This is a genomic window from Pseudomonas sp. FW305-25, assembly GCF_017351415.1.
In the GTDB taxonomy this organism is placed as follows: domain Bacteria; phylum Pseudomonadota; class Gammaproteobacteria; order Pseudomonadales; family Pseudomonadaceae; genus Aquipseudomonas; species Aquipseudomonas chlororaphis.
Genome location: NZ_JACNDE010000004.1, coordinates 47,583 through 65,889, shown reverse-complemented (window position 1 = coordinate 65,889; position 18,307 = coordinate 47,583). Strand labels below are relative to the sequence as shown.

General features: G+C 61.3%; 16 protein-coding genes and 2 pseudogenes. All 18 read left to right on the top strand.

The annotated features are described in order from the left end of the window. The 18 genes and pseudogenes from J4E58_RS05690 to J4E58_RS05605 all read left to right on the top strand — a co-directional run bounded on the left by J4E58_RS05690 (position 1) and on the right by J4E58_RS05605 (position 18,246). Complete coding sequence (locus J4E58_RS05690; RefSeq protein ID WP_172962982.1) at positions 1 to 858, top strand: NAD(P)-dependent oxidoreductase; 858 nt, start codon at positions 1 to 3, stop codon at positions 856 to 858. Further along, entirely contained in the window at positions 848 to 1,918 is a 1,071-nt protein-coding gene (locus J4E58_RS05685) for a class I SAM-dependent methyltransferase (protein ID WP_087088908.1), read from the top strand. Before J4E58_RS05690 ends, J4E58_RS05685 begins: the two co-directional genes overlap by 11 nt. 19 nt (positions 1,919 to 1,937) lie before the next feature. Beyond that, positions 1,938 to 2,675 carry a cephalosporin hydroxylase family protein gene (locus J4E58_RS05680; protein WP_087088906.1) on the top strand — a complete coding sequence of 246 codons (738 nt, stop codon included), beginning with the start codon at positions 1,938 to 1,940 and terminating at the stop codon, positions 2,673 to 2,675. Between the two features lie 50 nt (positions 2,676 to 2,725). Continuing rightward, positions 2,726 to 5,686 (top strand): TIGR00180 family glycosyltransferase, encoded by a 2,961-nt coding sequence (locus J4E58_RS05675; protein ID WP_087088904.1) that lies wholly within the window; start codon positions 2,726 to 2,728, stop codon positions 5,684 to 5,686. Positions 5,687 to 5,716: 30 nt separating this feature from the next. Next, positions 5,717 to 5,818 (top strand): annotated as a pseudogene (locus J4E58_RS05670) (UDP-N-acetylglucosamine 4,6-dehydratase (inverting)); the annotation flags it as partial. 65 nt (positions 5,819 to 5,883) lie between these two features. Next, a complete protein-coding gene (gene pseC, locus J4E58_RS05665) occupies positions 5,884 to 7,056 on the top strand; it encodes a UDP-4-amino-4,6-dideoxy-N-acetyl-beta-L-altrosamine transaminase (RefSeq protein ID WP_087088902.1) in 1,173 nt (390 codons plus the stop codon). Further along, on the top strand, positions 7,053 to 7,760 hold the full coding sequence (pseF, locus tag J4E58_RS05660; protein WP_087088900.1) for a pseudaminic acid cytidylyltransferase: 708 nt from the start codon (positions 7,053 to 7,055) through the stop codon (positions 7,758 to 7,760). The genes pseC and pseF overlap by 4 nt, the downstream gene beginning before the upstream one ends. Continuing rightward, a pseudogene (gene pseG / locus J4E58_RS05655) lies at positions 7,757 to 8,797 on the top strand (UDP-2,4-diacetamido-2,4,6-trideoxy-beta-L-altropyranose hydrolase); the annotation flags it as partial. The gene pseF and the pseudogene pseG, both read left to right, overlap by 4 nt. Before the next feature lie 85 nt (positions 8,798 to 8,882). After that, the gene (pseI, locus tag J4E58_RS05650; RefSeq protein WP_087088896.1) at positions 8,883 to 9,935 is read left to right on the top strand and encodes a pseudaminic acid synthase; all 1,053 of its coding nucleotides are present in this window, start codon (positions 8,883 to 8,885) and stop codon (positions 9,933 to 9,935) included. Positions 9,936 to 10,158: 223 nt separating this feature from the next. Further along, positions 10,159 to 11,085: a ketoacyl-ACP synthase III gene (locus J4E58_RS05645; protein WP_009042726.1), complete on the top strand. Its 927-nt coding sequence runs from the start codon at positions 10,159 to 10,161 to the stop codon at positions 11,083 to 11,085. An 80-nt stretch (positions 11,086 to 11,165) separates the two neighbouring features. After that, the gene (locus tag J4E58_RS05640; protein ID WP_087088894.1) at positions 11,166 to 12,458 is read left to right on the top strand and encodes a motility associated factor glycosyltransferase family protein; all 1,293 of its coding nucleotides are present in this window, start codon (positions 11,166 to 11,168) and stop codon (positions 12,456 to 12,458) included. Next, positions 12,455 to 12,724, top strand: a complete 270-nt coding sequence (locus tag J4E58_RS05635; RefSeq protein ID WP_087088892.1) for a hypothetical protein — start codon at positions 12,455 to 12,457, stop codon at positions 12,722 to 12,724. Before J4E58_RS05640 ends, J4E58_RS05635 begins: the two co-directional genes overlap by 4 nt. Before the next feature lie 250 nt (positions 12,725 to 12,974). After that, positions 12,975 to 13,826 carry a flagellin domain-containing protein gene (locus tag J4E58_RS05630; RefSeq protein WP_087088890.1) on the top strand — a complete coding sequence of 284 codons (852 nt, stop codon included), beginning with the start codon at positions 12,975 to 12,977 and terminating at the stop codon, positions 13,824 to 13,826. 73 nt (positions 13,827 to 13,899) lie between these two features. Then, positions 13,900 to 14,265: a flagellar protein FlaG gene (locus tag J4E58_RS05625; RefSeq protein WP_087089319.1), complete on the top strand. Its 366-nt coding sequence runs from the start codon at positions 13,900 to 13,902 to the stop codon at positions 14,263 to 14,265. An 82-nt stretch (positions 14,266 to 14,347) separates the two neighbouring features. After that, entirely contained in the window at positions 14,348 to 15,766 is a 1,419-nt protein-coding gene (fliD, locus tag J4E58_RS05620; RefSeq protein WP_087088888.1) for a flagellar filament capping protein FliD, read from the top strand. A gap of 128 nt (positions 15,767 to 15,894) precedes the next feature. Further along, entirely contained in the window at positions 15,895 to 16,290 is a 396-nt protein-coding gene (gene fliS, locus J4E58_RS05615) for a flagellar export chaperone FliS (protein WP_087088886.1), read from the top strand. 10 nt (positions 16,291 to 16,300) lie between these two features. After that, entirely contained in the window at positions 16,301 to 16,597 is a 297-nt protein-coding gene (fliT, locus tag J4E58_RS05610; protein WP_007922640.1) for a flagellar protein FliT, read from the top strand. Between the two features lie 173 nt (positions 16,598 to 16,770). Beyond that, a complete protein-coding gene (locus J4E58_RS05605; RefSeq protein ID WP_007922638.1) occupies positions 16,771 to 18,246 on the top strand; it encodes a sigma-54 dependent transcriptional regulator in 1,476 nt (491 codons plus the stop codon). Positions 18,247 to 18,307 lie beyond the last annotated feature (61 nt).

Below are 18,307 nucleotides of genomic sequence, written 5' to 3'. Positions count from 1 at the left end.
CTGAAGGTACTGGTCACCGGGGCCAGCGGGTTTGTCGGCCGGCATCTGGTCGCCGCCTTACTGGCCCGCGGCTGCCAGGTGCGGGCGCTGGCCCGTGACCCACAAAAGCTGGTCGCCATGCCCTGGGCTGGAGCGGTGGAGCGGGTGGCCGCGGACGTGCATGCCGCCGACACCGATATCGCCGCTCTGGTCGAGGGCGTCGATGCCCTGGCGCACCTGGCCTGGCCGGGGCTGCCGAATTACAAGGCGCTGTTCCACTTCGAGCACAACCTGATGGCCGACTACCGGTTCATCAAGGCGGCAGTCGAAGCGGGCGTGCCCCAGGTCATGATCACCGGCACCTGTTTCGAATACGGTATGCAGAGCGGTCCGCTCGACGAGCAGACGCCGGCGCAGCCGAGCAATCCCTATGGGTTGGCCAAGCACAGCCTGCGGCTGTTCCTGGAAAACCTGCAGCAGCAACGGCCTTTCACCCTGCAATGGGCGCGGCTGTTCTACCTGCATGGCGCCGGGCAGAACCCCAACAGCCTGCTGGCCGCCCTGGACCGGGCGATCGACGCCGGCGATGCGGTGTTCGACATGTCCGCCGGCGAACAGCTGCGCGATTACCTGGCCATCGAAGACGCCGCCGCCAGCCTGGCGGCGTTGCTGCAGCGGCGGGATTTTTCCGGGGTGGTCAACTGTTCCAGCGGCCAGCCGATATCGGTTCGTGCGCTGGTCGAACGACGAGTGCGCGAGCGCGGCTCGATGATCCGCCTGAACCTGGGGCATTACCCCTATCCCGCCCACGAGCCCATGGCGTTCTGGGGGGCGAACCAGCGCCTGCAACAACTATTGGGAGCAGAACATGGGGCATGAGTTGTATCGGGTCATGGACCTGCCGGTGCTGCAGAATCGCACCTTCGCCGACGCGCAGAGCGCCAGGGCGTCGGCCTGTGCCGACATGGTGCTGGTGCAGGACGAGGAGAGCGGCCTGATCTTCAACCAGGCCTTCGACCCCGACAAGTTGAGCTACGACAGCGACTACCAGAACGAGCAGGCCCATTCGGCGCAGTTCCAGCGTCACCTGCTGGATGTCGAGGGCATCATCGCCCGGCATTTCAAGGGCCGCGAGCTGATCGAGGTCGGTTGCGGCAAGGGCTATTTCCTTGAGCTGCTGCGTGAGCGGGGCTATCGCATCACCGGCATCGACCCGGCCTACGAAGGCGATAACGCCGATGTGATCAAGGCGCCCTTTACCTCTGGCCTGGGCCTGTCGGCCGATGCCGTGGTGTTGCGCCATGTGCTGGAGCATATCGCCGACCCGCGGGCGTTCCTGGCACAGATGGCCGAGGCCAACCAGGGCGGGCAGATCTACATCGAAGTGCCGTGCTTCGACTGGATCGTCGAGCATCGCGCCTGGTTCGACGTGTTCTACGAGCACGTCAACTACTTCCGCCTGGACGACCTGCGCCGGATGTTCGGCACAGTGCACGAAGCCGGCCACCTGTTTGGCGGCCAGTACCTGTACGTGGTGGCCGACCTCGGCACCTTGCGCGAGCCCGGCGAGACACCGGTCGAGCGCCTGGAGATGCCGCTGGATTTCACCGCCAGCCTCGAGCGCGCCAAGCAGATCATCCAGGCCCAACCCGAATCGGGCTCGGCGATCTGGGGCGCGTCTTCCAAGGGTGTGATCTATTCGTTGTTCCTGCAGCGCGCGGGCGTTTCGGTGGACCAGGTGGTGGATATCAATCCGGCCAAGCAGGGCCGTTATCTGCCCCTGAGCGGCGCCCGTGTGTCGTCCCCCGAAGAGGCCATGGCGACCTTGCCCGAGGGCGCCCAGCTGTTTGTGATGAATTCCAACTATCTCGACGAAATCAAGCGCATGACCGATGGGCGTTATGTCTATCACGCAGTCGACAGCGCTTGGTTCAAATGATGTTTATTGAGACCCGACCATGACCGACAACAGCATTATCCAAGCCTTCGAAGCCGAGTGTCAGGAGCAGATCCGCGCCCAGGGCGAAGACCAGAAACTCAAGGGCCTGGCGCGCGACTTCTTCAACGAGTCCGCCGGCCACAAGTACAGCTATCACTTCTCCTGGATGGGCCGCCCGATCATCCAGCTGCCCCAGGACATGATGGCCATGCAGGAGATCATCTGGCGGGTCAAGCCGGACCTGGTGATCGAATGCGGCATCGCCCACGGCGGCTCGATCATCTACTACGCCTCGCTGCTCGAACTGCAGGGCCACGGCGAAGTGCTGGGCATCGACCTGGATATCCGCGCCCATAACCGCGAAGCCATCGAAAGCCATCCGATGAGCAAGCGCATCAAGATGATCGAAGGCTCGAGCATCGATCCGGTAATCGCCGCCAAGGTGCGCGCCGCCGCTGAAGGCAAAAAAGTGATTCTGGTACTCGACTCCAACCACACCCACGAGCACGTGCTCGAGGAGCTGCGTTTGTACGCGCCGCTGGTGTCGGTGGACAGCTACTGCGTGGTGATGGACACCGTGGTCGAGGACATGCCGGCGGACTTCTTCCCGGACCGTCCATGGGGCCCGGGCGACAACCCGAAAACCGCGGTCTGGGCCTACCTGGAAGAGAATCGCGACTTCGAGATCGACTACCAGATGCAGAACAAGCTGCTGATCACCGTGGCGCCGGATGGCTATCTGCGTCGCGTTCGTTGAATTCAATGGTTTGCAGGTAACAGCACTTTGCCGGTTGTGGGGAAACACTGATGCAGGTTCAAGACAAGGCTCAAAACACTAGCGCACCGTTGAGCGGGCGTTTCACGCTGGTGGTGATGTCCCACAATCGCAAGGCGTTCTTGCGCCGTACCTTGCAGTACTACAGCACCTACCCCTGCAAGATCCTGGTGCTGGACTCTTCGCAGTACGCCGACGAAAGCCTGGCCGAGCAGTTCCCCCAGGTCGACTACCGGCATCTGCCGCAGTACACCTACAAGGGCCTGCAGGACAAGCTCACCTACGGTGTCGGGCAGGTGACCACGCCGTACATGGTATTTGCCGCCGACGACGACTTCCTGCTCCATGGCGCGCTGACCGAGTCGGTGGAGTTTCTCGAAGCCAACCCCGACTACGGCCTGTGCCATGGCTACGGGATGATGTACCTGGCCCGCGCCGCCGAGGTGAACTACTACCGGCGCGATTGCCGGGTGATCGAGGACTACGCCTCGGAAGATGCCGGCGAGCGGGTCATGGCGTTCATGAGCCATTTCCTGCCGCCGTTCTACGCGGTGACCCGCACCGACCTGCTGCAACAGTGGTACAGCCTGCTGCCGCCGGGGACCAGCTTCGAATGGCAGGAAATCGGCCATACCTTCTTCCTGCTGGCCTCGGCCAAGGCACGGATCCTGCCGATCCCGTTCGCCGTGCGGGAGGTCAACTACAACGCCTCGGAGCACAACACCGATGTGTTGACGGTGCTGACCTACGGCGACGCCAAGTCGGTGGCCCAGCGCGAGGCGTTCGCCGGGTTCCTGGCGTCGTTGCCCACCGGCTTGAGCGCCCAGGGGCCGCAACAGGCCAAGCAGCTTGCCCTGGACAGCTTCAGGGCCATGGCCGAGTGCCTGCTCACCGGGCGCTCGCTCAACGGCAAGATGATTTTCCGTTCGGCCTGGGTCGAGCCGGGGGCCGAGCCGGGGGCCGAGCCGGTGCGTTCGTTCGGCCCGGAGCAGTTCGTCGAGATGCCGTTCTACAACAAGCCGATGTTCGACTTGTTGACCGAGTTCGAATTCCTCATGCATGGGATGCCGGCCGGCCGCCTGCAACTGCAGGAGCTCGAAAGCGTGCTGCTCAAGCAGCAGGAACTGATGCAGGTACAACCCAACGACACCGACCGTACCCTGCGCAGCCGCCTGTGGGAGGCGCTGTCGTGCAACCTGTTCAACCTTGAGGTGGTCCAGCGTCTGGCGGCCTCGCTGCAGGCTTGCGAGGGGCTGGACCTGCAGGAGCAGAACGATGCCCGCAAATTGCAGGCCTGGGCCGAGCGCCTGGCGTCGCTGCCTTTCCAGGACAGCCCGGGGCTGCTGGAGAACATGCCTTCGGGGCGCCTGCTGAAATGGCTGGAGGCGCGCAACCCCGAGGCGCAGCAGCTCAAGGCGATCAACGAGCACCTGGCCCGGCACAACGGTGGTCCGAGCTTCGGCATCCTGCTGCTCGACCTCGACGCGGACATGGTCAAGCTGCAGGCGACCTTCGACAGCCTGGTCAACGGCCATTGTCGGTCCTTCCAGGTGGTGGTCTTCACCACGGGCGACCTGCCGGCGACCACCACCGCCCAGGACACCGTGCATTTCGTCAAGGTCAGCACCAGCAACTATGTGGAGCGCATCAACCAGGTCGCGGCGCAGTCCTCCCGTGACTGGTTGCTCCTGGCCCGTGCCGGCGAGCGTTTCACCGCCAGCGGCCTGTTGCGCGCCAGCCTGGAACTGCTCGACGCCGAAGGTTGCCGCGCGGTGGCCATGGATGAAATCCACTACGGCGCCGATGGCACGCTGAAGGATGTGTTCCGCCCGGGCGTCAACCTCGACCTGCTACAAAGCGTGCCGGACCTGATGGCCGGCCACTGGCTGATTCGCCGTGATGTACTGGTGGCTGCCGGCGGTTATTCGGCAGCCTTTCCACAGGCCATGGAGTACGACCTGCTGCTGCGCCTGATCGAAGACGGCGGGCTGGCCGGCCTGGCCCATCTGGCCGAGCCGCTGTTGATCGGCCAGGCCGCGGAGGTGGAGGAGAACACCCAACAAAGCCAGGCGTTGACCCGTCATCTGGGCAACCGTGGCTACCGGGCCCAGGTCAGCGCGGCGCAGCCTGGGGTCTACCAGATCAACTACGGCCATGCCGAGCGTCCGCTGGCCTCGATCATCCTGCGCAGCGAGGACAACCTGGAGCAGCTGCAGCGTTGCCTGGTCAGCGTGCTGCAACGCACGCGCTACCAGCGCTACGAAGTGGTCATCGCCGACAACCATAGCCAGTCCGAAGAGTTGGCCAGCTGGCTCGCCAGCCTGGAGCAGAAGGGCGATCGTATCCGCGTGCTGCGCAGCCCGCGGCGCCTGAGCGCCTCGGCGCTGTACAATGCGGCGAGCCAGGAGGCCCGGGGCGAATACCTGGTGCTGCTGGCGGCCGACGGCGAAGTGGTCAATGCCGACTGGATGGAGAGCCTGCTCAATCAGGCGCAGCGGCCGGAGGTGGGGATTGTCGGCGCGCGCCTGGTCGACGCCAAGGGCGCGACCACCTCGGCTGGCCTGGTTCTCGGGTTGAACGGGCATCTGGGGGCGGCGTTCGCCGGTGAGCCGAAAGGCGCCAGCGGCTACCTGAACGGCTTGCTCGCCGAGCAGAACTATTCGGCGGTCTCCGGCGCCTGCCTGATGATTCGCAAGGAGGTCTACAACGCCGTCGGTGGCCTGGACGAAGAACACTTCGCCGAGGCATTCGCTGATGTCGACCTGTGCCTGAAAGTGGCCGATGCCGGCCTATTGACGGTCTGGACCCCGCAGGTGCAGATCCTCCATCCGGGCATCCTGGCGGACGATACCCAGGTCGCGGCGGCGCTGCGTGACAAATGGCAGGCGCGCTTCGAACACGATGTGGCCTACAACCAGAACCTGAGCCGGACCGGCAAGGGCTTCACTCCTGGCGCTCCTGCCAGTGTCGACTGGGCGCAACTGATTGCATAAGCCTGGCTGACAGGTAAAAGGATTCAAAGCATGTTCAACGGTAAATCGATTCTCATCTCCGGCGGCACCGGTTGCCACGGGCGCAATTTCATCCGGAGTCTGCTGGAGCAATACCAACCCAAGCGGGTGATGTCCGTGCGCGACCCGCATTTCCTTTCGGTGGGCCGGATTGCCGGGCTGCGTGTCGGGTTGTCAGTATGATTCCCTACGCACGCCAGAGTATCGACCAGGCGGACATCGACGCGGTGGTGGCGGTACTACGGTCCGATTGGCTGACCCAGGGACCGACCATCGAGCGCTTCGAGCAGGCCATGGCCGCTCGCTGCGAGGCCGGCCATGGCGTGGCGGTGTGCAATGCCACGGCGGCCTTGCACATCGCCTGCCTGGCCGCCGGTCTGGGGCCGGGGGACCGGCTGTGGACCACGCCCAATACCTTCCTCGCCTCGGCCAACTGCGGACGTTATTGCGGCGCCGAGGTGGACTTCGTCGATATCGACCCGCACACCTGGAACATGGATGCCCGGGCATTGGCGCACAAGCTTGAGGCCGCCGAGCGCACGGGCAGACTGCCCAAGGTGGTGGTGGCGGTGGCGTTCTCCGGACAAAGCTGCGACATGCGGACGATGGCGGAACTGGCGCAGCGTTATGGCTTCGTACTGATCGAGGATGCTGCCCACGCTGTGGGTGCGTCCTATGCCGGACGCCCGGTGGGTTGTGGCGAGTTCGCCGCAATGACGGTATTCAGTTTCCACCCGGTGAAAATCATCACCAGCGCCGAGGGCGGCATGGTGATGACCAACAGTCCACAACTGGCCAATCGCCTGCGGCGTTTACGCAGCCACGGCATGACCCGCGATCCGGCGCAGATGACCGAGCCCTGCCACAGTTCCTGGTACTACCAGCAGATCGAGTTGGGGTTCAATTACCGTATCACCGACCTGCAGGCGGCGTTGGGGCTGTCCCAACTGGACAAGCTCGATGGTTTCCTCGCCCGGCGCCAACAACTAGCCGCCCGTTATGACCGTCTGCTGGCCGATCTGCCGGTGACGCTGCCGCAGGCTCAGGAGCAGGCGCAGTCGTCGTGGCACCTGTATGTGGTGCGCTTGCAGCCCGAGCGTATCCGTCGTTCCCATCGCGCGGTATTCGAGGCGTTGCGCGAGGCCGGGATAGGGGTCAACTTGCATTACATTCCGGTGCATCTGCATCCGTACTACCGTGACCTGGGGTTTGCCGCGGGTGACTTTCCCGAAGCTGAACGCTACTACGCCGAGGCCATCAGCCTGCCGCTGTTTCCAGCGCTGGACGATGGACAGCAGGAGTATGTGGTGGAGCAATTACGCCAGCTTGTTCTGGAGCATGTCGAGTCTTGAGTGCCATCGCGATCATTCCCGCCCGAGGCGGCAGCAAGCGTATAGCGAACAAAAACCTCAAACCTTTCAATGGTGTGCCAATGCTTGCGCGATCGATAGCCACGGCGCAGGCGTCGGGGTTATTCGATCAGGTACTGGTCAGTACCGACGATCCGGAAATCGCAGAACTGGCCCAGGCTTGCGGCGCTACAGTGCCCTTTATGCGGCCGGCGGAGCTGGCAAACGATTTCATCGGCACGGCACCTGTGATCGTGCATGCCTTGAATGTATTGCAAGAGCGCGGCGAGGTGTTCGATTACGCCTGCTGCATCTACGCCACCGCCCCCTTGTTGCAGGCACGTTACTTGCGCCAGGGTTTCGTAGCGCTGGATGCTCATCCTGGAAAGTCGTTTGCCTTTTCCATTTGCAGCTTTGCCTTCCCGGTGCAGCGGGCCCTGGTCTTCGATGACCAAGGCTCGTTGACGGCGCTCCACCCGGAGTTCAGCGGTACCCGCTCTCAGGACCTGCCGACGGCCTATCAGGACGCCGGGCAGTTCTATTGGGGGCGCAGTGAGGCCTGGTTGCGCGGCGACCTGATGTTTTCCTCGCTCAGCCTGCCGGTGATCCTGCCGCGCCATCTGGTCCAGGACATCGACACCGAAGAAGACTGGTTGCGCGCGCAATATCTCTACAGGGCGCTGAAAGCCGGTGGAGAGCTGGAGTGAGAGTGCTGATCCGGGCCGACGCCTCACCGGCCATTGGCAGCGGCCATATCGCCCGCTGCCTGACCTTGGCCTGGGCCTTGCGCGAGCAGGGCGCCACAGTGGCTTTCGCTTGCCGAAGCTTGCCCGGGCAGCCATTGGACCGCCTGGCCGGACTGGGTTTTCAGACGTTCGCCCTGCCGGCGAGTTATTCGGGGGAATGCGCGCAGGACATTGAGGCGCCGCTGCCCTGGCAGGCGGATATCACCGCCTTGCGGGCAGCGTTGCAGGATCAGCCGCGATTCGATTGGGTGCTGGTCGATCACTACGGCCTCGACCGGCAGTGGCAGCAGGCGGCGCGGCAATGGGCGCCACGGATTGCCGCCATCGATGACCTGGCCAACCGGCGGCACGGGGTCGATCTGTTGCTCGACCAGAACTTCAGCGGCACGCCCCAGGCCTATGCCGGCCTGATCGACGCCGAGTGCCGGGCGCTGCTGGGGCCGCACTTCGCCTTGCTGCGCGAGGAGTTCCGTTGTCCGCCGATCGCCATTCGCGAGCAAGCGCGTCGGGTGCTGGTGAATTTCGGCGGTTTCGATGCGGCCAGCCAGACCCACAAGGCGATGCTGGCCTTGAGTGCGTTCGACGACCTGCGGGTGGATTTTGTCGCCGGGGCCGGCAACCCGGCCTGGGCGCAGATGCAGGAACTGGCGGCCGGTCGCGGGCATTGGCGTTTGCACGCCTATGTCAGCGATTTTTCCCGCTTGATGGCCGAGGCGGACTTGTTTATCGGCGCCGGTGGCGGCACCAGTTGGGAGCGCGCCGCCCTGGGCCTGCCGACCCTGTGCATCAGCGTGGCCGGCAATCAAGAGGCCAATGCCCGGCTGCTGGCCGAGGCGGGCGTGCATGTCTACCTGGGGCCCAGCGAGCAGGTGAGTGTCGAGCAGATCCGCCAGGCGGTCGCAGCGCTCGTTGGCGATTACCCGTTGCGCCAGAGCCTGGCGCAGCGCTCCCGGCAGCTGGTGGACGGGCAGGGTGCATCGCGGGTGGCGGCAGCCCTGTTCGAGATGACTGGCAACCCATTGCCTTGTGCCGGTGATGGACCGGCCATTGGCGAATTTACGCGTGAATCGAAGGAAAACCCCAATGACTAGTTTCAAGATCGGCTCGCGCTCGATCGGCGCCGGCTCGCCGCCGTTCATCATTGCCGAGATGAGCGGCAACCATAACCAGTCGCTGGACGTTGCCCTGCAGATCGTCGAGGCCGCGGCCAAGGCCGGCGCCCATGCCTTGAAGTTGCAGACCTATACCGCCGACACCATGACCCTGGACCTGGACCACGGCGAGTTCTTCATCAAGGATCCGGCCAGTCTCTGGGCCGGCTCTTCGCTGTATGCCCTGTATGAAAAGGCCCACACCCCCTGGCAGTGGCACGCGCCGATCTTCGCCCGCGCCAGGGAACTGGGGATGCTGGCGTTCTCCACGCCGTTCGATGAGAGCGCGGTGGACTTCCTCGAAAGCCTCGACGTGCCGGCCTACAAGATCGCCAGTTTCGAAAACACCGACCTGCCGCTGATCCGTCGGGTCGCGGCCACCGGCAAGCCGCTGATCATTTCCACCGGCATGGCCAGCATCGCCGAGCTGGACGAAAGCGTGCGCGCCGCCCGGGAGGCCGGCTGCAAGGATCTGGTGCTGCTCAAATGCACCAGCACCTACCCGGCTTCGCCGGAAAACAGCAACATCCTGACCATTCCCCATCTGCGCCAGCTGTTCGGCTGCGAGGTCGGTTTGTCCGACCACTCCATGGGTGTCGGGGTTTCCGTGGCCGCCGTGGCGCTGGGCGCCACTGTGGTGGAGAAACACTTCACCCTCGACCGCGCCGCCGGCGGGGTGGATGCGAGTTTTTCCCTGGAACCGGCGGAGCTGCACAGCCTGGTGCTGGAAACCGAACGTGCCTGGCAGGCCCTGGGCCAGGTGCGTTACGGCGCGACCGAGGCCGAGCGGCAGTCGGTGTTGTACCGTCGTTCCCTCTATGTCACCCGCGATATGTCGGCGGGGGAGGTGTTCAGCAGCGATAACGTCAGGGCCATCCGTCCGGGCCTGGGGCTGGCCCCCAAACACATCGATGCGGTCCTCGGGCGTTGCGCGCGCCAGGCCCTCAAGCGCGGTACCGCACTGGATTGGGCATTTGTCGAATAGCCGTTTGTAGGGCAGATTCGGCAAAATAGCGTGACCTGCGAGTCATAACGCGCATCTTCACTGTATTGTATTGATCGGGGAGATGGCGCCTGGCCGGTAAACGGCGCAGTGATAGCCTTTTATTCTTCCCGCTGTCGCCTGTCAGGGGCGCCAGGATGTCTGTTTGTCGGCAGCCCCGGTCCGGTGGTCGGGGTATTCAGCTGTTTATTATTGGGAAGCCGTAATGATTGGCATAAAGAGCATTGCGAGCTACGTGCCTGTAGCCGGCGTAGACAATTACGCACAAGGTGCAAAATTCGAGAAGGATGAAGAGTTCATCCTGGGCAAGATCGGTTCGGCCTTCCTGCCGCGTAAAGACGCCACGCAGGAAACCTCGGACCTGTGTGTCGAAGCAGTCAATGCGCTGTTCGCCAACAACCCGCAATTGTCGCGCGAGTCGATCGACGCGCTGATCGTCGTCACCCAGAACGGCGACGAAGAAGGCCTGCCGCACACCGCCGCCATCGTCCAGGACAAGCTGGGCCTGCCGACCCACGTCGCGGCCTTCGATATTTCCCTGGGCTGCTCCGGTTATGTCTATGGCATCTACGCGCTCAAGGGCTTTATGGAAGCCGCGGGCCTGAAGAACGGCCTGCTGGTCACCGCCGACCCTTACTCGAAGATCGTCGATCCGCAAGACCGCAACACCACCATGCTGTTCGGCGATGCGGCGACCGCTACCTGGATGGGCGAAGACGCTCCCTGGCAGCTGGGCAAGGCCAAGTTCGGCACCGACGGTTCCGGCGCCCCGCACCTGAAAGTCACTGATGGCGTGTTTTTCATGAATGGCCGCCAGGTGTTCAACTTTGCCCTGCTGAAAGTCCCGGCGCATTTGAACGAGCTGCTGGATGAGTCCGGCCTGAAGGCTGAGCAGATTGATGCGTTCTGTATCCACCAGGGCAGTGCGGCGATCGTCGATGCCGTGGCGCGTCGTTTCGAAGGCGAGCCGGAGAAATTCATCAAGGACATGGTCGAGACCGGTAACACCGTATCGTCGAGCATTCCGCTGCTGCTGGAAAAGCACGTGCTCGAGTCGAAGTGGCAACGTGTAGCCCTGAGTGGCTTCGGCGTAGGGCTGTCCTGGGGCTCGGCGATTATCTATCGCCCATGAGTTGATCCCGCGGCATCCAAAAATAGCGCCCAGGGTGTACCCTGAGCGCTATTTTTTTGCATGAAGATAGGCGAGACAGCATGAGCGAAAGCTTCGAGGGCAATGCCCAGGCAATACAGGCTCGCTGGCCGCGACTGCTCGAGCGGTTGCTGGCGGAAGACAGTGCTGGGTTGCAGGCGGATCTGGTCGAAGGCCTGGGTTCGACCTTGAGTATTTCCGGCATTCAGCTCACCAGCCGCCATGATCGCACCGCGGAAGCTCGGATCCAGGCGGCGAGCCTGCCGGCCGACAGCCCGGTGATCCATCTGTACGGTACCGGCTTGGGCGACTTGCAGCAGATACTGCTGGAAAACCCGGCGCTGCAACGCTTGCAGGTGCACATCCTGAACGGCGCGGTGTTTGCGCTGGTGCTGCAATTGCTCGATCAGCAGGCCTGGTTGAACGATCCTCGAGTCGAACTGGGTTATGCCGGCGACCTGACGGAAATCCAGCTGCCGTTCTTCGCCTTGCCTTCCGAGCTGGTGCTGGCGGATGACTACAACGCCAAGATCCGCGATCGCCTGGTCAGTGAGGTGCACCTGGCCTTCAATAACCGCGACTTCGTGGCCGATTCCCCAGAGGTCGCCCAACGCCTGCAAGCGAGTGCCGAGCTGGTGGCCAGCGACAGTGACGTGGCGCAGCTGTTCGGTAGCCAGCCGGGGCGCGAGATTTTTGTGATTGCCACCGGGCCGAGCCTGGAACGGCATTTCGAACGCTTGCGCGAGATTCGCGCCCAGGCCCGGCGGCCTCTGTTTATCTGTGTCGATACCGCCTACCGGCCGTTGCTCAAACAGGGGATCGAGCCGGATATCGTGGTCAGCATCGATCACCGGATTTCCAGCCTGCACCTTCCACCAGAAAAATCGGCAGCCATCACCCTGGTCTATCTGCCGATGGTCGATCCGCGGATTCTGGCGCTCTGGCAGGGACCGCGTTACGTGGGGTATTCCGCCAGCCCGATTTACACGCGGATGCGCGGGCAATTGCCCAAGGCGCAGTTGTATGTTGGCGGCAGCGTGATCCATCCTGCGGTGGACCTGGCGGTAAAAATGGGTGCCGAGCAGGTCACCTTGTTCGGTGCCGACTTTGCCTTCCCGATGAACAAGACGCATGCCGGCTGGCTCGACGGTGAGTTGGGGCCGCAGTTGGGCGCGGCCCGGCACTGGGTGCTGGACGGGCATGGTCAGCGGGTCAGGACCCAACTCAATTTCCGCAGTTACCTGTGCGAGCTGGAGCGTTTTATCGCCGGTCATCCGCGGGTGCGCTTCTATAACAGCAGTCGGGACGGGGCGATGATTGCCGGGACGACCTACCATCCGGAGTTCAGCCAATGAGCGCGATCGAGGGGCTGATCGCCCGCTTGCAGCAATGCGCCGAGGATTTTCGCCTGGGGCACGATGTCGAGACGGCCGTGACCATGGTCCAGTTGATGGGGGCGATCCAGCCGCTGATCGATACCGCGCCGCCAGCGCAGCGCCAGGATTGGGAGACTTTGCTTGGCCTGATGTTCGAATGTCAGCAAGGGCAAAACTGGCTGGCCCTGGCCGACTACCTGCAATACGAATGCGTTGAAGTGCTGCGTTCCCTCTCTGCTGGCTGAAGCATTCCCTGCCTGCCCGGGCGATCTCTGCGCCTGGGTCTTCTCCGGCATTTTCCTGGCGCCATTTTTCCACGGTTTAAAAACGCCGAGCCCTTGATTTACGAGGGGTGGCACGCTGATGGCAAATTTTTTTGAAAATCCCCTAAAGCAACTTGCATTGCCGACGATAACTATTACGAAGGTTCTCTAGGCCATACCCGGCGGTTGCCAGGGCCGGAAGCCGCAGTACCCAACCAACGAGGAATTCGTCATGGCTTTAACAGTAAACACTAACGTCACATCGTTGAACGTTCAGAAGAACCTGAACCGCGCTTCCGACGCTCTGTCGACTTCGATGACTCGCCTGTCTTCCGGCCTGAAAATCAACAGTGCAAAAGACGACGCCGCCGGCCTGCAAATCGCTACCCGTATGACTTCGCAGATCCGTGGTCAGACCATGGCGATCAAAAACGCCAACGACGGTATCTCCATCGCTCAGACCGCTGAAGGCGCTCTGCAGGAATCCACCAACATCCTGCAACGTATGCGTGAACTGGCTGTTCAAGCACGAAACGACTCGAACGGCACTGCTGACCGTGTTGCGCTGAACAAAGAATTCGCTTCGATGTCGGACGAGCTGACTCGTATCGCCCAGTCGACCAACTTGAACGGCAAGAACCTGATCGACGGTTCCGCTGGCACCATGACCTTCCAGGTCGGTTCCAACACTGGTGCTACCAACCAGATCACCATCGCTCTGGCCACCGGCTTCGACGCTACTACCCTGGCTGTCAACTCCGGCGCCATCGCCATTACCGGTAACAACAGCGCCACCGCTGAAGCCAGCTCCAAGGCTTCGATCGATGCAATCACCGCGGCTCTGTCGACCATCAACGCCAGCCGTGCTGACCTCGGTGCTGCACAAAACCGTCTGACCAGCACTATCTCCAACCTGCAGAACATCAACGAAAACGCCAGTGCTGCACTGGGTCGCGTACAAGATACCGACTTCGCTGCTGAAACTGCACAGATGACCAAGCAACAAACTCTGCAACAAGCTTCCACCGCAGTTCTGGCCCAGGCCAACCAACTGCCATCCGCTGTACTGAAACTGCTTCAGTAATAGCTGACTAAGCTTTGGCGGGGGAGTGCGCTGGTCGTGCTCTCTCGCTTTTTTACTTTAAGAGGTGATGGACATGGATATGAGCATGAAGCTGAACTTGTCTTATCCAACAGCCAAGCCGGCAACGCCTGTTGCTGACAAGCCTGTGGAGAAGCCTCAAGCGGACGTTGTGGCGCTGTCGACTGTCAAGGAAGAGAGTAAGGACACGCGAGCCGAGCAGGACAAACTGAAAATGGCCATCCAGGAAATTGAAAAGTTTGTGCAATCGGTCAAACGTAACCTGGAATTCTCAATTGACGAGCCTTCCGGCAAGGTCGTCGTCAAGGTCATTGCCAGTGACTCCGGTGAGGTGATCCGTCAGATCCCCAACGAAGAAGTCCTGAAGTTGGCCAATAGTTTGAATGATGCGAGCAGCCTGTTGTTCAGCGCTAAAGTCTGACAGCTGGCATGAAATTTGTTGTTATGTTCTTTTGGGCGTTGTAATGGTCAAAAGACCGGCGACACACTGAAGGGAGATCTCCATGGCAAGTCCAATTCTACCGGGTACCGGTCTAGGCTCCGGCCTCGATACCGGTGCTATCGTCAAAGCCTTGGTGAACGCTGACAAAGCACCCAAGCAAGCTCAGATCGACCGGGGAACCGCGAACAACACCGCAAGCATCTCTGGTATGGGTACCTTGAAGTCTTTGTTGTCGACCTTTCGGACCACCATTACCGAGCTCAGCAGCAAGACCAACCCGCAATTCCCTGGTTATGCCGCTACTACTTCCGAAAGCAAGTATGTAACAGCGGTCGCTGGCAATACCGCAGTCAATGGCAACTATGTTGTCAATGTCAAGAATCTCGCGACTTCCTCGAAAGTCACCAGTGCTGCCTTCGCTGGCGGTACTACAAGTGCTATTCCGACTGGTACCCTGAAAATCAGTCAAAATGGCACTGACTACAATCTCGATATAAAAGCCGGTGCTACCTTGCAGTCGGTACGTGACTCGATCAACGCCGACGCATCGCTCAAGGGCGCGGGTATCAGCGCGAACATCGTGACCGACTCCTTTGGCTCGCGCCTGGTTGTGGGCTCGACTACTACCGGTGCAGGCTCCGATATTTCTCTCAGTGGCATTGCCGGTCTGGAAATTGACGGCAGCACTGTCGTTGGTGCTTCTGGTTCGCCGATGACCGCGACCTCTGCCGGTTCCATTGGCGCCCTGGCAGTGGATGCTAGCTTCACCGTCGACGGCATGGCGCTGACCAGCAAAAGCAACGCGGTGGATAAAGCGGTTTCCGGGATGACCTTCAACCTGGTCGCTCCGGGTACCTCGACCATTACCGTCGCGGCCAACACCGACGGTTTGAAGGCGTCGATCCAGAAGTTCGTCGATGCCTACAACGCAGTAGCCAACAGCGTTACCGCGCTGACCAAGCCATCCCTGGATGACGATGGCAAGCTGACCATCCCGGCACAGCTGACCGGCGACTCGTTGCCGCGCTCGATCCTGGCGGCCATGCGTGCGCCGCTGTCGGAAGTCGGATCTGGCGACAAACTGACCGTCCTGGCGCAGTTGGGGATAACCACCAACCAGAAGACCGGTGCCCTGGACTTCGACTCCACCAAGTTCACCGCGGCGATGAACGACAAAAAGCTCGGTGGTGAGGTGCAAGCCCTGTTCACCGGTGAAAAGGGCCTGTTGGAGCGCATGGACAATGCCATCAAGCCTTTTGCCCAGACCGGCGGTGTTCTCGATCAGCGTACGACTGAGCTAAACAAGACCAAGGCCAAGCTGACCTTGGATCAGGAGGCCCTGGACCGCCGTATCGAAACCCTGACGGCAGTACTGACCAAGAAGTACAACGACATGGACACCCTGGTGGGCAAGTTGAAAGCCACCGCCAGCAACATTACCTCGATGTTCGAGGCGTTGACTGCGCAACAGAAAGGCTGATTGATACCAGGCGCCAAAAGCCCGGCAACGTTTGTAGCGTTCCGGGCTTTTGGCTTTTGATCTAAAGTTTTTTGACGCCAGGTCGATACGCTGGTTATACGAACCCTTGAGTTTTGATGAGGTAGAACATGAATCCGATGTTAGCCCTTCGGCAATACCAGAAGATTGGTGCCCAGGCGCAGACTTCCGAGGCCAGCCCCCATCGTCTGGTGCAGATGCTGATGGAAGGCGGCCTGGATCGTATCGCCCAGGCCAAGGGGGCGATGGAGCGCAAGGATATTCCCAACAAGGGTGTGTTCATCAGCAAGGCGATCGGCATTATCGGCGGCTTGCGTGAAGGGCTCGATCTGGAAAACTCACCCGACACCCTGGGCGATCTGGATGGCTTGTACACCTACATGATGACGCGCCTCGCCGAGGCGAACATCAAGACCGATCCAAAGATTCTCGACGAGGTCGCCGATTTGCTGCGCACCGTCAAGGAAGGCTGGGACGCCATCGCTGCGCCGGGTCCGCAGTTCTAAGGAGATCACCATGAGTCTTGTATTGCAGCGCATCGAAGAAACCCGTGAAGCACTGGTTGCCGCCCTGGCCGAGCGTAACTGGGAAGCGATCGGCCAATTGGATCTGGCCTGCCGTTCCTGCATGGAAGACATCTTGAGTGAAGCTCCGGAAGATGAAGCCGCGTTGCGCGAGAATTTACAGGAGCTGTTGGGGGTTTATCGGCAGCTTCTTGAGGTGACGACAGGGGAGCGTCAGGCGATAGTCGACGAGATGTCGCAGATCCATCAAGCACAGAACGCGGCAAAGGTTTACCATCTGTTCGGTTAATTAACCCCTAAGTTAATCCGAATCCAGTGCGCCATAAATTTGACTGTGCACGCTTTTTTGACTTAACTAGTGGCTGTTTTCAGATTTCAGACGTCTATCAGGCTCAAAATGCCTACAAGCGTCTAGCTTGCCCTGATTCCGGGCATTGAGTTGACTAGGGAAGTTGCTATTGCATGTGGCGTGAAACCAAAATTCTGCTGATTGATGACGATAGCGTCCGCCGCCGCGACCTGGCGGTGATTTTAAATTTTCTTGGCGAAGAAAATTTACCCTGCGGTAGCCATGACTGGCAGCAGGCTGTCGGCTCATTGTCATCCAGTCGTGAAGTAATCTGTGTCCTCATCGGGACTGTAAATGCTCCTGGTGCACTTTTGGGCCTGTTAAAGACACTCTCAACCTGGGATGAGTTCCTTCCAGTTTTGTTAATGGGCGATAATTCTTCCATTGACTTGCCGGAAGACCAGCGTCGTCGAGTGCTTTCCACCCTGGAAATGCCACCCAGCTACAGCAAGTTGCTCGATTCTCTGCATCGCGCCCAGGTCTATCGTGAGATGTACGATCAGGCCCGTGAGCGCGGTCGCCATCGCGAACCCAACCTCTTTCGCAGTCTGGTCGGCACCAGCCGGGCGATCCAGCATGTCCGGCAGATGATGCAGCAAGTGGCCGATACCGACGCCAGCGTGCTGATCCTCGGCGAGTCCGGGACTGGCAAGGAAGTGGTGGCGCGTAACCTGCACTATCACTCCAAGCGTCGCGAAGCGCCGTTCGTGCCCGTCAACTGTGGTGCGATTCCGGCCGAGTTGCTGGAGAGCGAACTGTTCGGCCATGAGAAGGGCGCCTTCACCGGGGCCATCACCAGCCGTGCCGGGCGTTTCGAGCTGGCCAACGGCGGCACCCTGTTCCTCGACGAAATCGGCGATATGCCGCTGCCGATGCAGGTCAAGCTGTTGCGCGTGCTGCAGGAGCGTACCTTCGAGCGCGTGGGCAGCAACAAGACCCAGAGCGTCGATGTGCGGATTATCGCCGCGACTCACAAGAACCTCGAGAGCATGATTGAGGTCGGCAGTTTCCGCGAAGACCTGTACTACCGCCTGAACGTGTTCCCGATCGAGATGGCGCCGCTGCGTGAGCGGGTGGAAGACATTCCGCTGCTGATGAACGAGCTGATCTCGCGCATGGAGCATGAGAAGCGCGGTTCGATCCGCTTCAACTCCGCGGCGATCATGTCGCTCTGCCGCCATGGCTGGCCGGGCAACGTCCGCGAGTTGGCCAACCTGGTGGAGCGCATGGCGATCATGCATCCCTACGGCGTTATCGGCGTGGTCGAATTGCCGAAGAAATTCCGCTATGTCGACGACGAAGACGAGCAGTTGGTGGACAGCCTGCGCAGTGATCTGGAAGAGCGGGTGGCGATCAATGGTCATACGCCGGACTTCGCCGCCACCGCCATGCTGCCGCCGGAAGGCCTGGACCTGAAGGACTACCTCGGTGGTCTGGAGCAGGGTCTGATCCAGCAGGCGCTCGACGACGCCAATGGCATTGTCGCGCGGGCTGCGGAGCGCCTGCGTATCCGCCGCACCACGCTGGTGGAAAAAATGCGCAAGTACGGCATGAGCCGTCGCGAGGGTGATGAACAGGCGGATGATTGACGCCTGTTTTTTAACCTATTGAAAACCGGGCGGTTTTTTTCCGGCACGGGTATTGCTAAGT

Excerpts from the sequence above, each read along its gene's own strand:
- J4E58_RS05685 (WP_087088908.1), top strand. The coding sequence starts at position 848 with ATGGGGCATGAGTTGTATCGGGTCATGGACCTGCCGGTGCTGCAGAAT.
- J4E58_RS05680 (WP_087088906.1), top strand. The coding sequence starts at position 1,938 with ATGACCGACAACAGCATTATCCAAGCCTTCGAAGCCGAGTGTCAGGAG.
- J4E58_RS05675 (WP_087088904.1), top strand. The coding sequence starts at position 2,726 with ATGCAGGTTCAAGACAAGGCTCAAAACACTAGCGCACCGTTGAGCGGG.
- pseC (WP_087088902.1), top strand. The coding sequence starts at position 5,884 with ATGATTCCCTACGCACGCCAGAGTATCGACCAGGCGGACATCGACGCG.
- pseI (WP_087088896.1), top strand. The coding sequence starts at position 8,883 with ATGACTAGTTTCAAGATCGGCTCGCGCTCGATCGGCGCCGGCTCGCCG.
- J4E58_RS05645 (WP_009042726.1), top strand. The coding sequence starts at position 10,159 with ATGATTGGCATAAAGAGCATTGCGAGCTACGTGCCTGTAGCCGGCGTA.
- J4E58_RS05640 (WP_087088894.1), top strand. The coding sequence starts at position 11,166 with ATGAGCGAAAGCTTCGAGGGCAATGCCCAGGCAATACAGGCTCGCTGG.
- J4E58_RS05635 (WP_087088892.1), top strand. The coding sequence starts at position 12,455 with ATGAGCGCGATCGAGGGGCTGATCGCCCGCTTGCAGCAATGCGCCGAG.
- J4E58_RS05630 (WP_087088890.1), top strand. The coding sequence starts at position 12,975 with ATGGCTTTAACAGTAAACACTAACGTCACATCGTTGAACGTTCAGAAG.
- J4E58_RS05625 (WP_087089319.1), top strand. The coding sequence starts at position 13,900 with ATGGATATGAGCATGAAGCTGAACTTGTCTTATCCAACAGCCAAGCCG.
- fliD (WP_087088888.1), top strand. The coding sequence starts at position 14,348 with ATGGCAAGTCCAATTCTACCGGGTACCGGTCTAGGCTCCGGCCTCGAT.
- fliS (WP_087088886.1), top strand. The coding sequence starts at position 15,895 with ATGAATCCGATGTTAGCCCTTCGGCAATACCAGAAGATTGGTGCCCAG.
- fliT (WP_007922640.1), top strand. The coding sequence starts at position 16,301 with ATGAGTCTTGTATTGCAGCGCATCGAAGAAACCCGTGAAGCACTGGTT.
- J4E58_RS05605 (WP_007922638.1), top strand. The coding sequence starts at position 16,771 with ATGTGGCGTGAAACCAAAATTCTGCTGATTGATGACGATAGCGTCCGC.